General features: G+C 37.7%; 14 protein-coding genes and 1 pseudogene. 7 read left to right on the top strand and 8 right to left on the bottom strand.

Features of this window, described 5'->3' with window-relative positions:
* Positions 1–6: 6 nt before the first annotated feature.
* Both ACIQ0H_RS08295 and ACIQ0H_RS08300 read right to left on the bottom strand, forming a co-directional pair.
* Positions 7–1,236 (bottom strand): T7SS effector LXG polymorphic toxin, encoded by a 1,230-nt coding sequence (locus tag ACIQ0H_RS08295; protein WP_403413237.1) that lies wholly within the window; start codon positions 1,234–1,236, stop codon positions 7–9.
* A 187-nt stretch (positions 1,237–1,423) separates the two neighbouring features.
* Complete coding sequence (locus ACIQ0H_RS08300; protein WP_403413239.1) at positions 1,424–2,347, bottom strand: Na/Pi symporter; 924 nt, start codon at positions 2,345–2,347, stop codon at positions 1,424–1,426.
* Positions 2,348–2,758: 411 nt separating this feature from the next.
* On the opposite strand from ACIQ0H_RS08300, the gene ACIQ0H_RS08305 reads away from it, so the two are divergent.
* Both ACIQ0H_RS08305 and ACIQ0H_RS08310 read left to right on the top strand, forming a co-directional pair.
* Entirely contained in the window at positions 2,759–5,830 is a 3,072-nt protein-coding gene (locus tag ACIQ0H_RS08305; RefSeq protein WP_483882534.1) for a S8 family serine peptidase, read from the top strand.
* 225 nt (positions 5,831–6,055) lie between these two features.
* Complete coding sequence (locus ACIQ0H_RS08310; RefSeq protein WP_403413241.1) at positions 6,056–7,150, top strand: endonuclease/exonuclease/phosphatase family protein; 1,095 nt, start codon at positions 6,056–6,058, stop codon at positions 7,148–7,150.
* Between the two features lie 110 nt (positions 7,151–7,260).
* On the opposite strand, the gene ACIQ0H_RS08315 is transcribed toward ACIQ0H_RS08310, so the two are convergent.
* From ACIQ0H_RS08315 to vanR, 4 genes are all read right to left on the bottom strand, one after another.
* Positions 7,261–8,670 (bottom strand): tetratricopeptide repeat-containing diguanylate cyclase, encoded by a 1,410-nt coding sequence (locus tag ACIQ0H_RS08315; RefSeq protein WP_403413243.1) that lies wholly within the window; start codon positions 8,668–8,670, stop codon positions 7,261–7,263.
* Positions 8,671–9,022: 352 nt separating this feature from the next.
* Positions 9,023–9,946 (bottom strand): D-alanyl-D-alanine carboxypeptidase family protein, encoded by a 924-nt coding sequence (locus ACIQ0H_RS08320; RefSeq protein ID WP_403413245.1) that lies wholly within the window; start codon positions 9,944–9,946, stop codon positions 9,023–9,025.
* A gap of 88 nt (positions 9,947–10,034) precedes the next feature.
* Complete coding sequence (locus ACIQ0H_RS08325; protein ID WP_403413462.1) at positions 10,035–11,108, bottom strand: sensor histidine kinase; 1,074 nt, start codon at positions 11,106–11,108, stop codon at positions 10,035–10,037.
* Positions 11,109–11,148: 40 nt separating this feature from the next.
* Positions 11,149–11,841: a VanR-ABDEGLN family response regulator transcription factor gene (gene vanR / locus ACIQ0H_RS08330; protein ID WP_403413247.1), complete on the bottom strand. Its 693-nt coding sequence runs from the start codon at positions 11,839–11,841 to the stop codon at positions 11,149–11,151.
* A 338-nt stretch (positions 11,842–12,179) separates the two neighbouring features.
* Here vanR and ACIQ0H_RS08335 point away from each other — a divergent pair, with 338 nt between their 5' ends.
* Both ACIQ0H_RS08335 and ACIQ0H_RS08340 read left to right on the top strand, forming a co-directional pair.
* Positions 12,180–12,527, top strand: a complete 348-nt coding sequence (locus tag ACIQ0H_RS08335) for a Clp protease ClpB (protein ID WP_403413249.1) — start codon at positions 12,180–12,182, stop codon at positions 12,525–12,527.
* Positions 12,528–12,562: 35 nt separating this feature from the next.
* A complete protein-coding gene (locus ACIQ0H_RS08340) occupies positions 12,563–12,997 on the top strand; it encodes a hypothetical protein (RefSeq protein WP_403413251.1) in 435 nt (144 codons plus the stop codon).
* 544 nt (positions 12,998–13,541) lie between these two features.
* Here ACIQ0H_RS08340 and ACIQ0H_RS08345 read toward each other — a convergent pair.
* The gene (locus ACIQ0H_RS08345) at positions 13,542–13,868 is read right to left on the bottom strand and encodes a YflT domain-containing protein (RefSeq protein WP_403413253.1); all 327 of its coding nucleotides are present in this window, start codon (positions 13,866–13,868) and stop codon (positions 13,542–13,544) included.
* Between the two features lie 357 nt (positions 13,869–14,225).
* Between ACIQ0H_RS08345 and ACIQ0H_RS08350 the strand changes: the two genes are divergently transcribed.
* Complete coding sequence (locus ACIQ0H_RS08350) at positions 14,226–16,079, top strand: alkaline phosphatase family protein (RefSeq protein ID WP_403413463.1); 1,854 nt, start codon at positions 14,226–14,228, stop codon at positions 16,077–16,079.
* Between the two features lie 220 nt (positions 16,080–16,299).
* On the opposite strand, the gene ACIQ0H_RS08355 is transcribed toward ACIQ0H_RS08350, so the two are convergent.
* Positions 16,300–16,554, bottom strand: coding sequence for a GlsB/YeaQ/YmgE family stress response membrane protein (locus ACIQ0H_RS08355; RefSeq protein WP_403413255.1), 255 nt, complete (start codon positions 16,552–16,554; stop codon positions 16,300–16,302).
* Positions 16,555–16,754: 200 nt separating this feature from the next.
* Between ACIQ0H_RS08355 and ACIQ0H_RS08360 the strand changes: the two are divergent.
* Together ACIQ0H_RS08360 and ACIQ0H_RS08365 are read left to right on the top strand one after the other, a co-directional pair.
* Positions 16,755–17,746 (top strand): annotated as a pseudogene (locus ACIQ0H_RS08360) (IS110 family RNA-guided transposase); the annotation flags it as partial.
* Positions 17,747–18,147: 401 nt separating this feature from the next.
* Positions 18,148–18,468: a hypothetical protein gene (locus tag ACIQ0H_RS08365; protein ID WP_403413257.1), complete on the top strand. Its 321-nt coding sequence runs from the start codon at positions 18,148–18,150 to the stop codon at positions 18,466–18,468.
* Positions 18,469–18,472: the final 4 nt, after the last annotated feature.

Genomic DNA, 18,472 nt, shown 5'->3' on the forward strand with positions numbered 1-18,472 from the left:
CCTCAATCAATTTGTTTTAAATCTTATATCTACTTTACTATTAGTTTTATTCATAATTTTTTCATACAATTCATCTAGTATTTCATCTGATACATTTTGCCCTCTAATATCAATTATAACAGACTGTTTTGTATCGCTAGGCAAATCACTTAATCTCTTTTCTACCTGCTTTGACACGTTATTAACTAAACTGCTTCGCCCGCTCGAAGTAGTAATCTTATAATTTTTCACTTCAATACTATGCCCAGTCTGATATAAATCTGGTCTAGAGCTTCCTTTTTCCCCGTAAGGTACTTCAATACCATCTTTAAATGACTTTTGAGCATTATACTCGGAGAAATCCTTTTCAACATCAATTTCAGACTGTCTCCATGAGGGTCTAGTTTTATCTATACCCTTACCAGCATCCTTAGCCTTTTGTCCAGCTTTCCAAGCATCATGTGCAGTATCAATCGCCTTAGCTGGCTTAATGAACGTGAATGCCGCGGCTTCTAATCGTTCGTTTACCGTTGCATTAGCGCCAAACATCGTACCGATATCTTCCGTAGAGAAGTCAAATGCACCCATGGCATAAGGCGCGAGTCCATCCGGAGTTCCTGGTCCATTTCCGCCTACGACTTTTCTCATACCTTCAAATGTAATTTCCTCATCATAAGGAGGCAGCGGCTGGGTGCCACTTTTGCGATTTGGATCATCAAAATCCGTATTTTTAAGATAGTTAATGAGTTGGGCAACTTCTTCTGGGCTTAGCTCCTCACCCTCAGAAACAAAAACGTTTACTTGTTCTTCATTGGGTATAAATTCTCCATTTACCTCGGCAATCGGTTTCCCATAAGTCGCCATGCCCGGAAATGTTAAGATGCCAAGTTCATAAAGAGGATTCGGTCCATCCACAAATCCGTAGCCAAACCGAATGAGGTTTTGTCCTGCTAATAAAGCACCAAACATCGTTGGCGGTTGTCCATTTACACCCATCATGACGGGGAGACCCGCTATAGCGGCAGTTCGTTGCACCAAATCCGTTTTCAACGTATTTTGGGAATACAAGTTTGCCCATTGATTTGACGAAAAACGAATGTCCGTAACGCCATCCGTGAATAGCCTTTCCATGTCCGCAATCCATGTTGCCATTGTCGCAAGATCTTGCTCAATGGGTGTTAATACGGCTGTCTGGGTAGCATCAAATTCATGTAATTGTGTGACCGTTGTATTTCTCTTTATTGTAGCATTGTGCATCTCTACATAATTGGAGGGGATTGCACCGTTCCGTTAGCTACAAACTGGATTGTTGTGGTTAACGACCAATACCAACATATAGAAAATCACTTGAGAGAACTGACCCAAGGCGATTTCTGCAATTCTATTGGGTATTCAAACTCTAGCGAACTTGGATTACCTGATTTTTTTTATAACCTGGTACTTTTCACTTACGACCATGAACCCTCATAATAAGTTTTCCAAATGAGGTTGCAAAAGGAAGGATAAGGAGTGAAGAAATGACATTAAACAGAACACCTATATGAGCGAGTTGTGTATCGGCTTCACTGGCAAGCTGTAATCCAATCGAAGAGAGCAAACCGATAAAGGGATAAAATACGATAACCCCGATGATATTCAACCATATATGGGCATAGGCAGACAATCTTGCTTCCCTGCCAGCACCAATAGAAGCTATAAAAGCAGTGACACATGTACCGATATTGGAACCTAGCATAATTGCGATTCCAGTGTCCAAGTGTACAACGCCATTTGTTAGGAATCCCATTACAATGCCTGTAGTGGCTGTGCTTGATTGAATAATTGCCGTTATGAATGTACCGGTGAGAATACTATAAAGATAACTGTCATCCAAAGATAGTAGTAAATTATTAACAAATCCAATTGAGCTCAATGGACCTGCTAAGTGTTCAAAGCCACCCATGGAAGTGAAGACAGCGGCTATGCCGAAAATGATTAGACCGATACTTCGTAACTTTCTTTTTCCAGTTAATATTAAAATAGCCCCACAAATGGCTAGAGGTATAAGGAATCGCTCTAGGTCAAAGGTGATGAGTACAGTTGTTAATGTCGTTCCGATATTTGTTCCTAAAATAATTCCAATAGATTGAGGGAAAGTAAGTAATCTAGCAGAAATGAGTCCAATCGTAATGACCATGACTGCCGAACTACTTTGTAGAATACAGGTAATTACAATCCCTGCCAGTAAACCTTTCCAGGGCGTATCGGTTAATTTAGTAAGCCATAATTTTAAGGAATGTGCTGATAAATTGAAAAGCCCTAATCTTAGTAATGCCATGCCATAAATAAATACTCCGATTAAGAATAAAAAAAGAAATAATTGAGCCACGCAACCAACCTCCATATCTATTTCTATGGTTTAAAAGGTTCGGACATACATGGTTTCCTACGATTATAGTAGTCATTCCTGACGTAAATCCAATTGGACTTTTTGGATATGCAAATGCTGCACGGGTTGTAACAAAGGTTGCATACTCCTTGAGTACCTCATCCCAAAAAACTACTATGAATCGGCTATGCATTCAATTCTAAATATTTTCTGCTGGATAAATATATCAAATCTATTAATACAGAATTTTCTTGAAGAATATATACTATTACCATATAATAGTAACGATTGAGAATGAGAGTTGAGGAGATGAAAAAATACGGATGGATTTTTGAACGATTGATGTCGCAAACAAAGACGGCAACTTCAAATGACAAGTATCAATTTGAAAATCGAAGGGTAGGGAACGAATTGAAGAAAAGAGAGCACTGTTACAAGCGAATAGTTAGTATCGTAGCCATATTACTTATGGTATTTTCATTACTATCACCAGGATCCGCGAATGCTGAAACAATTAAGCCGTCAAACCGTTATGTAAATGATCACCAAACTGCTGCAAAGGCAAAGGAGAAGGTAAGCAGTCGTTTACTAGATAAGTTTGAAAAAGATGATAAAGTAACTTTTTTAGTCAAATTTAAAGAAAAAGCAGATACAGCAAAAGCTATCAAGCGGGCGAAAGCGATTGCGAAGCAACAAACAGTAACGGCGAATAAAGAAGAGTTTATCCAACGCTCTGCAGTAGTATCTGAGCTAAAAGCTACTGCACACGAAGAGCAGGAAAACGTATTAAAATATCTTAAACAAGAAGTACATAAAGGGAATGTCGAATCTTTTAATTCCTATTTTATCGTCAATGGTATGGCTGTTACAGCAACGAAAGAGGTTGCTGAAAAGATAGCAACCTTTTCCGAAGTTGAAAAAGTGCTGCCAAACGAAACAAGACAATTATTTGCTTCAACAACTAAAGAGGAAAGCCCTACCTCGAATCTAGCGAATGTAGAGTGGAACGTGGAGAGAGTTGGAGCTCCGGCTTTATGGGAAAAGGGAATCGACGGTACAGGTGTTGTTGTGGCAAGTATTGATACCGGTGCTCAATGGGATCACCCCGCATTAAAGGAAAAGTACCGCGGCTATAATGCAGCAACTGGGGAAGTGGATCACGACTTTAATTGGTTTGATGCCACAGCTGGACAAGCAATTCCTTATGATGAGTTAGGACATGGAACACATGTGACGGGGACAATGGTCGGCAGTGAATCAGATGGCTCTAACAAAATAGGAGTAGCACCGGGTGCAAAATGGATTGCTGTTAAGGCATTCTCGGAGACAAGCGGAAGTGATGCCAATCTATTGGCTGCTGCAGAGTGGATTTTAGCACCAACAGATGCAAATGGGAATACCCGCGTGGACATGGCACCTGATATTGTGAACAACTCATGGGGTGGCGGACCAGGTCTAGATGAATGGTATCGGGATGTCGTAAGAGAATGGAGAAATGCCGGGATATTTCCTACATTCGCAGTTGGAAACACAGGCATGACGAATGATGGCGGACCTGGATCAGTCGCCAATCCAGCAAACTATCCAGAATCATTTGCAGTGGGAGCAACGGATCGTAATGATATAGTTGGAGACTTTTCATTACGCGGTCCTTCACCATATGGGGAAATAAAGCCTGATATTTCAGCGCCTGGAGCGAATATTCGTTCATCGATACCTGACAGTGATTACGAAGGCGGCTGGGATGGGTCATCGATGGCGGCCCCCGCTGTATCGGCCGTTGTAGCATTATTATATGGAGTAGATGCAAGTTTATCGGTTGATGAAGTAGAAAGGATTTTAATAGAAACAGCAAAGCCTTTGACGGATGAGGACTATCCCGAATCACCAAATGATGGATACGGCTATGGATTAGTCAATGCATTCAATGCGGTATCATCTATAACAGATGGTCTGGGGACATTAGAAGGAAAAGTGGTTCAAACGCTTGAGGATTTTGATTTGCCGATAAGCGGTAAAGTGAGCGTGCTTGAAAGTAGACAGTACATCAACACAAATCCTGAAAATGGCTCTTATAAACTCCCGCATGCTGCTGGTGAATATACAGTTCAAGCCGAAGCATATGGATATCAATCTCAACAGCAATCAGTAACGTTTGAAAAAGATAAAGCGATACACGCAGACTTCTCATTGACTGAAATCCCAAAAGGAACTATAAGTGGTGTGATTACCGATAAAATCTCGGGGGAAGCTGTTGAAGGTGTGACATTACTTCTTATGGAAGATGCCAATATTACACCTGTGGCTACGAATAAAGACGGTAATTATGAAATGACAGCTTATGAAGGAACTTATACGTTGAGAGCCATGAGAAGCGGCTATCACAGTCAAGATGTTGCTATTACAATAAAAGGGAATGGACAAGTGGTTGATATTGTTCTTGATCCTTTTTACACGTATCCTGGCGGAGAAATTGGCTACGATAATGGAAAAGTTGATAGTGGTAGTATGTATTTTGGCGGTGGAGCTGGCTGGGCAGTAAAAATGTCATTGCCAGAGAACAAGAAATCAGCGATTGTCACAGATGGTGTGTTCCACTTAAAGGATAAAAAATACTCAGAAACACATGGGACGGAATTCAAAGTGGAAGTATGGGATGCCACTGGGCGCGATGGGTTGCCGGGTAAGAAACTTGCTGGTCCGATAGCCGCTGAAGCTGTATTGGATGATTGGACAGTAGTTGATTTAACCGATTATAATATCAAGGTTGATGGAGACTTTTATATGGTGTATGTCCAAACACTGGCTTATCCGGAGGCACTTGGTTTAGCAACCGATAACGGTAATCCATATACAGAGAGAAGCTATCAATATCTTGACGGCAATTTTTATCCAGCATTTGTTGAAGACGGTAATTATATGATCCGTGCACGTGTTAGTTATGAAGTAGACAAGCCATCCATTACTTCTCCAAAACAGGATGAAGTATTCAAAAACAAACACATAACGGTAGAAGGAACTGCCTCACCGTCAACAACGATTAAGCTGATGAATAATAATGAAGAAGTAGGAACTGCAAAAGTTGGCGATGAAGGCAACTTTTCAATTCCAATAAAAATTAACAACGGTGAAAATAGGTTAACAGCAGTCTCTATGTTGAATGGGAAAATGACGGGGAAATCGGATCCTGTACTTGTTTCACTACTATCTACAGAAGTTGTTGATTCGGCAATGATCGTAGCACTTGTGGAACGTTTTGAAAAAGAAGGCGAATTCAAAAACGCTCAAGCGGCACGTGCGTTAAAAACACATTTGACGGCAGTGGCCCAGTATGAAAAGAAAGAAGCTGGCGACAAGGTTGTCAAACATATGAAGGGCTTTAAAGTGTTACTCGACGCTCAGAAAAAAAGTAAGTTGATTTCTGACAAGGCGTATAACGAGTTGATGGCTAGTACGGATGCGATGATTGAGGGTTGGAAATAAGATTTTTAAGCGGGTGACAGTCACTCACTCAATTTGTACACGATCCTGACAACTGTGAATGAAACCAGAGAAGACAGCCCCTCGACCAAGCAATCGGTCGAGGGGCTGTTTCTGCTACTTTCCATTGTTTTAACATTATTTAACATTAATTTACACAGGTTTAATACAACCTATATATTAACCCCGTACAATTATGCTTGAGACCTAAGAGAGGGAGAGGATGAAATGAGAAAGGTATCGTTCATGTTGGCTGTTATGGTTTTAGTTTTGTCACTATCATCTGTACTCGGAAATACTTTTGCCAAAGAGCAGGAATTCCTGCGTGGGAAATCAGTTAATGTCAATGTGATGTCGTATAATATTCATCACGGCGAAGGGGTAGACGGCGTTTTGGATTTGGAACGAATTGCACGTGTCATTGAAGAGGGGGAAGCCGATATTGTTGGTCTGCAGGAAGTGGACAACCATTTTTCCGAACGCAGTGACTTTCAAGATCAGGCAAAATGGCTGGCAAACCGGCTTGGAATGTTTTATACCTATGCCGCAAACCTTGATTACGAACCATTAAAAGAAGGTGAGCCGCGTCGCCAGTATGGGACAGCTGTTTTAAGCAAGTACCCAATTTTAAAATCTGAAAATCACCTACTGCCTAAAATCGGGAATACAGAGCAGCGAGGACTAACGGAAGTGACCATCAACGTGAAAGGGAATCCCCTTCGTGTTTATAACACACATCTATCACATGTGACTTCAGCTGAACGTCAAATCCAAATGGAGGAAGTTATAGCGATTACTGAAAAATCGAAAGGACCAAAAGTTATTATGGGTGATTTGAATGCGGCACCTGAAAGTAACGAAATGAAGCTGATGTATGCCAATTATATTGATGCATTTGCAAATCAAAATGATGCATACACGCATCCTGCGGAAAACCCAACAATGAGAATCGATTATATTTTTACCTCAAATAAAATTGAAACGAATGGTGACCGGGTGATTGACACGCTTGCATCAGATCATCTTCCATTGATGACTACCATTGTAGTTACAGAAGATGTTGATTCAGCTATGATACAAGCACTTGTGGAACGTTTTGAAAAAGAAGGCGAATTCAAAAACGCTCAAGCGGCACGTGCGTTAAACACACATTTGACGGCGGTGGCTCAGTATGAAAAGAAAGAAGCTGGCGACAAGGTTGTCAAACATATGAAGGGCTTTAAAGTGTTACTCGACGCTCAGAAAAAAAGTAAGTTGATTTCTGACAAGGCGTATAACGAGTTGATGGCTAGTACGGATGCGATGATTGAGGGTTGGAAATAAGAATAGTAGTTGAACCTATAAATCCCACTTGCGACAGGGCGTACCTTGTTGCGAGTGGGTTTTACTAAGTTTGCAGTGAAAGGGAGTTGGTGGGTGACTGTTGACAATCACTATAGAAGACAATAAATCTGGTTCTTGCCATTCACCTTTGCTCTGTACAATGCCATATCCGCGGTATTGAATAACTCCTTAAATGTCATCTCCCTACAGTCAGAGTTATCTGCGACGCCAATGCTTGCTGTGGTGACAATCATTTTTCCTTCCTTGGTAATCGCCATGTTTTTCACTGATTCGGCCAGTTGCTGAGCTTTCTTTTTACCGTTTTCAAGCGTGATACCTTTCAAAATAATAACGAACTCATCCCCACCGAAACGCCCCACTATGGCATTTTCACCACTATTGTCTTGGCAAATTCCGCCGACAAGTTTGATTACTTCATCGCCAAAAAGGTGACCATATTCATCATTAATGGTTTTTAAATTATCCAGATCAAGTGCGATACAGACGATGCTTTCTTTCGTAGTAGCTGCTTGTTTCAGCCATTTATCCGCGGTTGTTTCCAAATAGCTCCGATTGTATAAGCCGGTTAAATAATCTGTATACGCTTTCATCTCAATAGAAGTAATACGGTGCTTGATGTCTAGCTTGAGTGCTGTCAATGCAAGATCTCGATCACTGATTTCGTTTAACAACGCTATGTATTCTTTTTGAACTTGATACCCCAATGGGACATCATTCATCAGTTCACAAAGAGTGCATCTTTGCTCCTGAATGCTTTTCAATAAGTTCACGTCATGATAACTTTCGGCCAAGTTTTTCGCCTGTGTAAATGATTCAAAGGCTTCTCGATAGTCCTTTTGTTTTGTATACCAACGGCCTTGCAGGTCATAGCACTGTGTTTTTTCACGGATGAAAGAATCCAGGATGGGGTCATTGATCAATTCATCGATCATGGATTTTGAAGCATCCCTATCTTCCAGTCCTATATAGGCATTGGCAATGTTCAGCTTCACGCGAAATGCCAAAATAGAGTTTTGAGGATCATGTAATGTTGCCATTTCAAGCCCCATCTGAGCCATCTCTAAAGCTTCCTCATACTTTCCTTCAACATTGTAGACATGACTGAAATTACTGTATCCGCAGCTAACGATGTTGTAATGCTTCAGTTTTTCGCCTAAGGCTATGCTATTCTCAAGGGTCGCCTTGGCTTCCGTATAGTTTTTATTGCATTCATGGAGCAGGAATAATAGATTATAAGAATTCAATTTATCCTTATCATCACCATATGTGGCACAAAGATCTTGATGGGACTCAATGCTAGCAAAAGCTTGTTCCATGGCCCCAATGGAATAATAGGAGGCAGCCTTATGGATATGAGCCATCATCATAGATGTAGGATCATTTAGTCTAGTTCCATCTGCTAGAAGTTGATAACAAGCCTCGATCGTTTCCTTGTATTTACCTTCAGACCTTAAAAGTGACACTTTCTTCTGTAAAAGGATTAACTCTTCATTTTCCATAGTCTAAACTCCTAACACTTAAGTAATGGTGAATATACTATTTATCATAATGTATCAGTAGTTCTATTGTACCATAACGAGAGATGATAGGAAGGGTTTGCTTCCAAAACAAATTAAAATTATTTTGGGAGGCGGTTCTTAGTAAATTGTTTGGTGAACACCTTGCGGTAAAATTCGATGAAGTCTTTATTGTATAACGGCCAATAGCTATACACAGAAAATCCCCTCAAGTCTCAAAAGACAAAAGGGGATTTTTGCAATTCTATAGGCTATTCATGCTCTAGTGGACTTGAGTTGTCTGAACTGTGTTAGAACCCAAACTTAGCATATGAAGTCTTCTATACAGCCTTACTTATAAACTACTATAAACCGAAAATGCATCTGTAATATTATATTGTTCAGTGTAATGGTTTCCCTTAGCTCCTACTGTAACAAGGATATATTCTTGCCCATTTATTACAGCTAGACTTGCTAGACATAAACCAGCTTTTTCTGTATACCCCGTTTTCCCTCCTATAATTTCTCCATTAGGCAAATCATCTGGACTAATATTTTTGAACATTCGATTCGTAAACGTTATGCCTTCTGGATGAAGATTAGTTGGTGAAATAGAGTGCCTTTCTGCTGTATAAACAGCACGAAATGTTTTGTTTGTTAATGCATAATGTAGCAGTATTGAAATATCTTTGACACTCGTATAATGGTCAGGGTGATGGAGTCCTGTTGTATTCTTAAAATGAGTGTCTTCCATGCCGAGTTGTTGAGCTTTTTCATTCATTAGTTTTACAAATTCCCTCTCTGACCCTGCTACAAAATTTGCTAAACCAATAGATGCTTCTGCTCCAGATGGCAACATAGAACCATAAAGTAAATCCTCTACTTTTACCTCTTCATTAGGAAGGAATCCTGCCATTGAGGCATTTTCTCCATATAAACGTGTGAATATACTTTTAGGAAGTGATGTCTTTTCCTGTGAATCTGATATGTTTTCAATTGCAACTAGGACAGTCATGATCTTCGTTAAAGAAGCAGGGTAAATCTTTTCTTCACTACTCTTGTCCAGTAAGATTTTATTGTCATCTATATTAACTAATACAGCATTTGAACTGTGTAAATCAATATCGAGAATTTCATCACTTTTCTTTGGAGTTTCCAATTGAGGATGATCCAAAACCTCATTTTTAAATTTACTCGGATTAACTATCACCAATATAATAGAAATAAATAAAATGACAATAATTAAAAGTACGCCATACGCACTTGTTTTCTTTAACATAAAAACAACTCCTTTTCTCAATGTCTCTATTGAAACATAAAAAAAGGAGGCCTTTTTTAATATTCTATTATAGAAATCTTAAGGTTTCTTAAGAATGTGGAATGCTAACAGTGAATACTGTTTTTTCGTCGTTACTCGTAGCTGATATACTTCCTCCATGGGCGATGATAATCTCATTAGCAATGGCTAGTCCTAACCCTGCTCCACCAGTGTGAGTAGATCTAGAAGCATCTAGGCGATAAAACTTATCAAAAATCATATTCAATTTTTGAGGCGGAATAGCCTTACCCTTATTTGTAAATATGATGACTGTCTGATCATTTTGGTTTACAACACTTATTTCAATTGTACTGTTGTCATTACTGTATGCTATAGCATTTTTTAAGATATTATTAAATACTCTGGCTAACTTATTGGCATCAGCATCAATCTTAATATCTCCCTCTACATTCACAATTACCTGCTGTCCTTTAGGAGCTAGTAATGGATAAAATTCATCTACCAATTGCAATAACATTAAATTTAAATTAATCGTTTCTTTATCCAAAATAATCGTCTGTAAATTAAATCTTGTGATTTCAAAAAATTCATTTATCAACATTTCTAATCGGTTTGATTTTTCTAAGGTAATCTTCACGTATTTTTCTCTTTGTTCTATAGGCATATCTTTCGCCTCATCTAACAAGCTCAAGTATCCAATAATTGATGTCAAAGGGGTTTTTATGTCATGCGCTAAATAAACAACAAGATCATTCTTTCTTTGCTCTGCCTCTTGAGCATCTTTTTCACGTTTTTCTAATGTACTTTTAACTGCCTTTAGCTTTTTTTCCATAAATTCGAGCTCGGAAGGAAGATCGATATCCTTATCTGTCTCATCTGAGAGCATTGAAACACCAGTGCTAATAAAATTAAAATATTGAGTAAAACGAGAAAGGGCAAAATAAAAAATAACAAGAAGTAAAATAATTAGTCCTATAGCTAACCATAAGGGCTTATTCTGCTGAAATAAAATATTATAAGCTTGTTGCGCTGAATAATAGTCTAACTGAAGGACATCCTCACAAAATCTCATAAACAAATCAGCAAAAGGTGCTTGCAGCACACCATCAATTAATGCGTAGTTGATAAAATAGCCTAAAATCATTGCTATGACTAAAATCATTATAACTTGAAGAATAATTTTCCTTTTCAGCCTTCCAAACTCATTTTTCAATTGTATACCCCACACCCCAAACGGTCTTAATAAATTTTGGTTTTTCAGCTGAGTCATTCATTTTTTCGCGTAAATGCCTAATGTGAACCATCACAGTGTTATTACTGTTAAAATACTTTTCTCCCCAAACCGCTTGGAACAATTCTTCTGAGCTGACTACTTTACCTCGGTTTGAACTCAAATACCACAGAATAGAAAACTCTGTAGGCGTAAGGGACAATGGTCTCTCATTTAAAAAAACTTTCCGTGTACTTTGATCCAGGATTAAACCTGAAAAGTCAATAATGTTTTCATTTTGTTTTGTATCCTGATTATACTTTGTAAATCTCCGAATCTGAGCTTTTACTCGCGCAACTAATTCTAACGGTCGAAAAGGTTTTGTTATATAGTCATCGGCACCCAATGAAAGCCCGTTGATCTTATCAATTTCCTCTTCCTTCGCAGTTAGCATGATAACCGGAAAATTAAATTTCTCTCTAATTTTCCGCAATATAGTGAAACCATCGACTTCAGGAATCATAATATCAAGGATAGCAAGATCCAACTTTTCTGTCTCAATACAATGCAGGGCTTCTTTTGCTGTATAAAACGTAAAGACGTTATAGTTTTCATTTTTTAAGTAAACCTCTATTAAATCTGCAATTTCCTTCTCATCATCAATAACTAAAATATTTATACTCACAATGTAGCTCTCCTTTAAAATAGTGTAAACAAAGAAATCGCTCTTTAATCTATTAAGTATTCATCTCCAGTGAAATTATTATACATATTTTTCTGTGGTCCTCAATTCAAATAATAAACGTATTGGCGGTTTGAATGATAATTGACCAAATGTAAATATACACATATATTGGATAGGTGTTCCTATTCCTAATGATGAGCAATTCATGTTCATACTGAGACTATCGCCAATCATACTAATACGTATCTAAAAAGTACAATTGTTTTATTTTAATGTTGGTCTTAAACTAACGGAGCAAGTTAGCTTGTTATGAAAAAAATTGGTGGGGAGGTAAAGAATTGAAACACTTATCTTGTTTTATATGTGCATTGATATTGGGAATATCAATAATAATATCTAGTTTTATTGTTAGTAATACTTTTTCGAATTCAGCAAGTGAAGATAATAATTCACAACCAGCTACAAATTCAATACCTGAGTTGATGACTAAAACGCAACTTTCAGGATATCTTCAGGTAAGCGAACAATCGATAGAAAACATTATTAAGGAAGATGATTTTGAGAAGGCAAGCTTAGGCAGCTATGACACTTATCGATTTATTCCATACTTAAAAATAGAAGATCAAGAACGATTTCTAAAAACAGAGATAAATGAATGGTTGAAATATAAGAATGATCACCGCTAACTTCCTAAAGGGCAGGTTAGGGAGGGGGAGGTACCATGCATCCAACAGAAATTATTGAGTTAATGATTGTCGGATTTATCATTGTAGCAATTGTAATCATCTCGCTCTTTTTGAAAGGCGAATGGCGCAAGGTTGGCTGGTCACTTGCTTTAGCGGTTTTAGTAGCATACGGTTTATTTTACGTTGTACGCCCTTATTGGTTTGACGCACAAATTGATAAGAAAGTTGAATTGTTAAAACCATATTTAGAACAACATTATCCAGATGAATCCTGGGAAATTTCGATAGTACCTCATCGTGAAGAAGGCTTTAAAAGTCAAAACCCTTACTATATACAGGTAGTTTTCGAAAGTGAACCAGATGTGACATATGCTTATTGGGTAGAAAATGAGAACAATATTTCTCAATCGATATATTCAACATATAAAAAAATAGATGAACTTGAACATGTGGAAAACAAAAATGAGTAATTGGGGGAACTTTCAATAGGGGTTAAGCACTTTTTTTATTGAACTAATGAGTGCTTTAATTGAACCTCATCGAGTTGCTAATGCTGCTCTTTTTACTTATTGTGCTAACGAAGTAGTTTAGTTCATTAATCTTTGTTAAATAATACACTTAAACTCCCATGAAAGAACTTAATTACATTCCATATTTTGTGGTGAAGTGCTGATTTTTGCGCTTCATGGATGGCTAATGGGTGCTTTAGTTGAACAAGAAGGCCGATCCTTTTATCGGCTTTTTTTACATCATAACGGTGTCATAACTTTTAAATGTTGACACAACTTTTTCGATACAGTAGTCTCAAGGCCGTCACTATTGGCGTTATTTTGCACTTATTTTAAGTGCTATTTTGCTCGGCCGGTAATTCGTAAAAGCGAATCAAAAAAGGCGTGGAATTCTACAAATGTAAAAACCGATAAGGGAGTGAACCCCTACCGGTTGTGAAATCGCTAATTTAGTTAGAACTGTAACATTCATTCATAAACTAGTACTTCGAAAATTAATAATATTTTAAATTTGCTTCTTGGCGATTATAACTAGTTTGCCTGTATCGAGTTGTGCTTCGGCATTAGCTGCCTCAGTTGCAGATAGACCAGTTGCTTCCATCTTGTTACGCAGCTCATCTCCACGAGAAGCGACCAAGTTTTTCATGCTGTCAATAAAACCTTGTTCTTCTATTCCAACTTCTTCTGTGTGCAGTTTATCTGAAATATTGCCGCTCAGTTTTTTGGAATGCGAGAAAATGTATATGTCATCTTTTGAATACCCTTGCATTTCCAATTTTTCTACTTCATTTTTTGCTTGTACTACGTTTTCTACTGTTAAATTTACTGTCATTAAAATTCCCTCCAATTTATGTCTTCTCTTCTCTGTATACCATCAATGAATTAATGTTAAACATACTTAGTAAATAAATTTTAAAAAATAACGATTCTATAGCTAAGTTTTTGCACTGCACCCCGTTCTTGAGAACGATGAACAATTGAATGTTTGGAAGCTCGGTGTCGTAACATGCAGGCATCAGTTTTAAATCAACCTATAAAGGGAACAGATATTATTAATCTGAATAAATGAAAGAGGTGCGGAAACTTGAAACAAAGAGAAAAAAATACTTCCCTCCTAGTATTGATAGTCGTAGCACACCTTTTTTTCCCCATTCCATTTTCCGCAAGTTCAAACGCCAATCCTACATATATGGTAATCTCTTTTGACGGAATGCGGCACGATTTCACTAAAAATTATATGTATGGGGGGGAGCTACCAAATTTTAAAAAGGTGAAAGAAAATGGATTGTTCGCAGAGGACATTCGAACAATTTATCCTTCCTTAACGGCGGCATCCCATGCGGCAATCTCTACAGGTGCAAAGCCAGAGAAAACGGGCATGATTAGTAACAACCTTCATAAACCTAACACGGACGTTTCTGATAAACAAAGCGCCTTCTTTTCACCCCTTGATGTGACTCCTATATGGGCAGAAGCAAAGAAACAAGGAAAAACGACTGCTACTGTTCTATTTCCAGGTTCAAATCCGGAAGAAGGTAATCAAGCTACGTACGCGATTTATTACGGTACGACATGGAATGATAGTGCGCTTGAAAAGTTGAACTTTAAAGAAGCTGTAAAATGGACGGAACTTCCTAAAAGTTATAGTTCCGTAAAAGAGGCTTCGCTATCTTTAAAACTTGAAAAAAGTTCCGGTCAAAAAATCTATATTTTGGCAGCTGACTCTACGAATAATGGCATGACTGACTACGATACTTTTTATTTTTATACAGGTAAAAACAGTCCAGTACCAGATGCTGTTCATTCAAATGAATGGGATTCGATTTCATTTCCGATAAAATCAAGTCATTTGGCCGGTTTTTCTTTTAAACTAAAAGAGGTAGATCCTTCTTTGAAAAATGTAGAGCTTTACAGAACCGCTGTCACTTCAGCAGTTTTACATGGACCTCAGGAATTTAAAGATAATGTTACAAATAGGTTTGGTTATCTTCCTGTTCAAGATGATGATCAGGCATTTGAAAAGAATTGGATTACACGTTTAGAATATGAAGAAATCAGTGAGCGATTTGCAAAATGGACAACCGATGTTTCGCTCTATATTAAAGAACAATACCATCCTGATTTATTATTCTCTTACTATCCCCAAATTGATCATGAAGAGCATAAGTACCTGTTAGTCGATCCTAGACAACCAGGATATTCGAAAAGAAAATCGGAACGGTATATGGATTACATTAAATGGTCCTATCAACTCGCCGATCAATCACTTGGCGTAACATTGGAGAACATGAATGATAACGATCGACTCTTCCTTGTTTCAGATCACGGTATGGAGCCGGTTCATACGATGATTTCTCCTAATCACGAGCTGGAGAAGGCGGGACTTTTACAAATAGATAAAGATGGAAAAGTAGATGCGACAAAATCCAAGGCTTACGCCATAGCAAGTGGCGCTATTGCTCATATTTATATAAATTTAGAAAATCGTGAACGCAAAGGAATCGTATCAAAAGAGGAATACTCCGAAGTTCAAACAGAAGTTATTGATATCTTTACTAGTTTGAAAGCAAAAGAGGTTTCTAAGATAAAAAAAATGCACTATTTATTCAATAATTGGAGGCAAAAGTCTCGCAATGAAACCAGCATATCTACTTCAAAAAAAATGCTGAAAGTATTAATCGGGTCGAAAGAAAAACCATTTGAAGAAATCATCGCAAGGGGAAGTAAAGAGGCGAAAATACTCAGCCACGAACAGGCAGGCGATGTATTGTTAATTGCTAAACAAGGCTACTATATTGCACAAGATAATGAGTCTACAATTAAGAGAGCTGTTGACCATGGAAGTCATGGCAGCGATCCAGAGCGAATGGAATTACGACCCATATTATTTGTAACCGCCGGTAATTATCCAACGGCGAATATTACGGAAGAAATTTCAACAATAGACATTGCTCCAACCTTATATGAGTTAATGAATCTTAATACACCGGACTTCATCGATGGACAGGTAATTGACAAAATTATCGAGTCTGAAAGTAACTAAACTTTTCATGGTAGATTCCTAGCCATTAACGAGGGAACAGTTTGCGACAGTGCTAAAGCGTGTTTACGACGACTTAAATAAGTAATACAAAGAGCGACCCGTCCACAGAATTATATTGTGGACGGGTCGCTCTTTGTATTACATACACAGTCACCATTTTTTGTTGCTTACATATCAATCACTTAACCGTATAGAAATAAACTAAAAGATCTATTTTTCATTATGAAGCTTTACGCATTGATTTCATAATTAAGCTCACAATGAACACAAGTATAATTGCTCCAATGAGAGCAGGGAAGATGTAGAAATCAGAAATTTTGGGCCCCCAACTTCCAAGAAGCATACCACCAATCCATGCACCGATAATACCTGCGATAATATTACCAAATATTCCACCTGGGATATCTTTCCCCAAAATCATACCTGCAAGCCAACCGATAATCCCACCAATTATTAAAAACCAAATGAAACTCATACTGTTCATCTCCTATTGTGTAGTTTAATATTTCGCTATAGTCTTCTATAACCTTTATTACATCCCTTCAAACATTAAGGAGGAAAAAAATAACGGGAATTTCAAGGGAATTGGCGGACATTGTAACACCTAACGTGTTTTTAAAATGACGTAGTGCCCATTTTAGGCCTGTTGAAAAATAAGTAAAAAACAATACGTCTGTTGTTCAATACATGGAGGAACATGATGTTATATATATCTTGCTTAACCCTATTATTTCTTATCAGGCTAAGAGGTCCAGTTTAAGAAAGGTAAAAACGGACGCAATTGATGCGTATCAGTTGTGTGTGCTTTATTACAAAGAAGATTTTGAACCTCATAAAAACAGAGGACTTCAGCTTTTGGATCTTCGAAATCTTTCAAGACAACAGGAGATAGTTACGAACATGTATGTAGAAGCAAAACTTCAGTTTCATACTATTTTAGATCAAGTATTTCCTGAATACCGGAAGGTTTTTGGTGATCTATATTCAAAGATTTCTTTATTGATGCTGGAGGAATTTCCGACTTCAGAAGCCGTCTTATCAGCTGGGGAAAGTAAAATAGCCGAGCGTGTTGCAGAGTTCTGTCCTAGTCGTTCTGTCCAATGGGCAGGAGAAAAGGCAAAAAAATAATGGATTCCGCAATGCGAAATCCATTTCAAAAAGTCGTGTATCAAAGTCACTTAGTCAATCTTCAAATGTATATTGAGATGCTTTTTCAGTACCAAGGGCACCTTTCAATATTAGAGGATCGCATTGTCACCTTGGCAAATGAACTAGAAGACTACAAGATTGTCCAATCGATTCCTGGAATAGGAGAAAAAATCGCTGCAACGATTATCTCCGAAATCGGTGAAATCGATCGGTTTAGTCATCCGAAAAAACTGGTTGCCTTTGCAGGAGTAGATCCCAGAGTTTACTCATCAGGAAAGTTCACTGCAACAACCAATCGTATTACCAAAAGAGGTTCAAGCAGATTGCGTCATGCCTTGTATCTAGCAGTATTATGCGGAATAAGAAGTTCAAGGAACAAAAAGCTTAAAGAATTCTATGATAAGAAAAAGTCAGAAGGAAAGAATGCGAAAGTAGCGATTGTAGCTTGTATTAATAAACTACTTCATTGGATTTATGAATTATTAAACAGAAAAGAATCTTTCCTTGATATAGCTTAATTAACGGTTTTAATCACAAGAGAGAAAACCTTCCAAAAGGTTTTTGGAGGGCTGTTTGTCATGCTCAAAATAGTATAACATAGGATTAAATAGAACTTCAGAGAAAAAAATTGACATCCTATTAGCTGGTTTACTTGAAGATCATTGAGCTGATAAAACGGCTCTTATTCTTATTAAACGAAAGTGAGGTTAGTTGCATATGGGGCAATAATTGTTTTATTTATGTTTTTAGTCGATAATTATATTGTTTCAATTAAAGCCAACCTTGCGAAACAATCGGATTTGTTAGTAGGAAATCTAAAAAAATCCTTACATACAATTTCTCTTCTGATATAGATTTGTTGGATTTCACCGCATTCATCGAACCTACAAGGTTTGAATTATCAATATGAATGTTCTCAATGGACAAAGAAGCTAACGAAGTTTTCTATGAAGGAAATGACACAACTGTAGCTGGAGGTAGTGTAGCGATACTTCCAGAAGCTGAGTATCATCAGTTAACCGACATTCAGTTAAACGATTTCTTTGACTTTTATGAGCAGAACGAAGATATATTAGTTACAAAAGAACAAAATGCATTTACTGAATGGTTTAGGGCATGTTGGGAAACGGCAGGTGGAGAAGCATTACACTTGCCTTCATACTTTGTTTTTCACGATGAGTACAAATCATTTGATTTAAAGAGGAATCAGTGGATTGATGATGCTGAAAAATGGTCATAAGTAT

It is taken from the genome of Sporosarcina sp. NPDC096371 (assembly GCF_044762865.1).
Classification (GTDB): Bacteria; Bacillota; Bacilli; order Bacillales_A; family Planococcaceae; genus Sporosarcina.

Bases quoted from the DNA above. Each gene is read 5' to 3' on its own strand.
- ACIQ0H_RS08320 (WP_403413245.1), bottom strand. From the start codon at position 9,946: ATGTTAAAGAAAACAAGTGCGTATGGCGTACTTTTAATTATTGTCATT.
- ACIQ0H_RS08310 (WP_403413241.1), top strand. From the start codon at position 6,056: ATGAGAAAGGTATCGTTCATGTTGGCTGTTATGGTTTTAGTTTTGTCA.
- ACIQ0H_RS08325 (WP_403413462.1), bottom strand. From the start codon at position 11,108: ATGATTTTAGTCATAGCAATGATTTTAGGCTATTTTATCAACTACGCA.
- ACIQ0H_RS08315 (WP_403413243.1), bottom strand. From the start codon at position 8,670: ATGGAAAATGAAGAGTTAATCCTTTTACAGAAGAAAGTGTCACTTTTA.
- ACIQ0H_RS08295 (WP_403413237.1), bottom strand. From the start codon at position 1,236: ATGCACAATGCTACAATAAAGAGAAATACAACGGTCACACAATTACAT.
- ACIQ0H_RS08350 (WP_403413463.1), top strand. From the start codon at position 14,226: ATGGTAATCTCTTTTGACGGAATGCGGCACGATTTCACTAAAAATTAT.
- ACIQ0H_RS08340 (WP_403413251.1), top strand. From the start codon at position 12,563: ATGCATCCAACAGAAATTATTGAGTTAATGATTGTCGGATTTATCATT.
- ACIQ0H_RS08365 (WP_403413257.1), top strand. From the start codon at position 18,148: ATGGACAAAGAAGCTAACGAAGTTTTCTATGAAGGAAATGACACAACT.
- ACIQ0H_RS08345 (WP_403413253.1), bottom strand. From the start codon at position 13,868: ATGACAGTAAATTTAACAGTAGAAAACGTAGTACAAGCAAAAAATGAA.
- ACIQ0H_RS08355 (WP_403413255.1), bottom strand. From the start codon at position 16,554: ATGAGTTTCATTTGGTTTTTAATAATTGGTGGGATTATCGGTTGGCTT.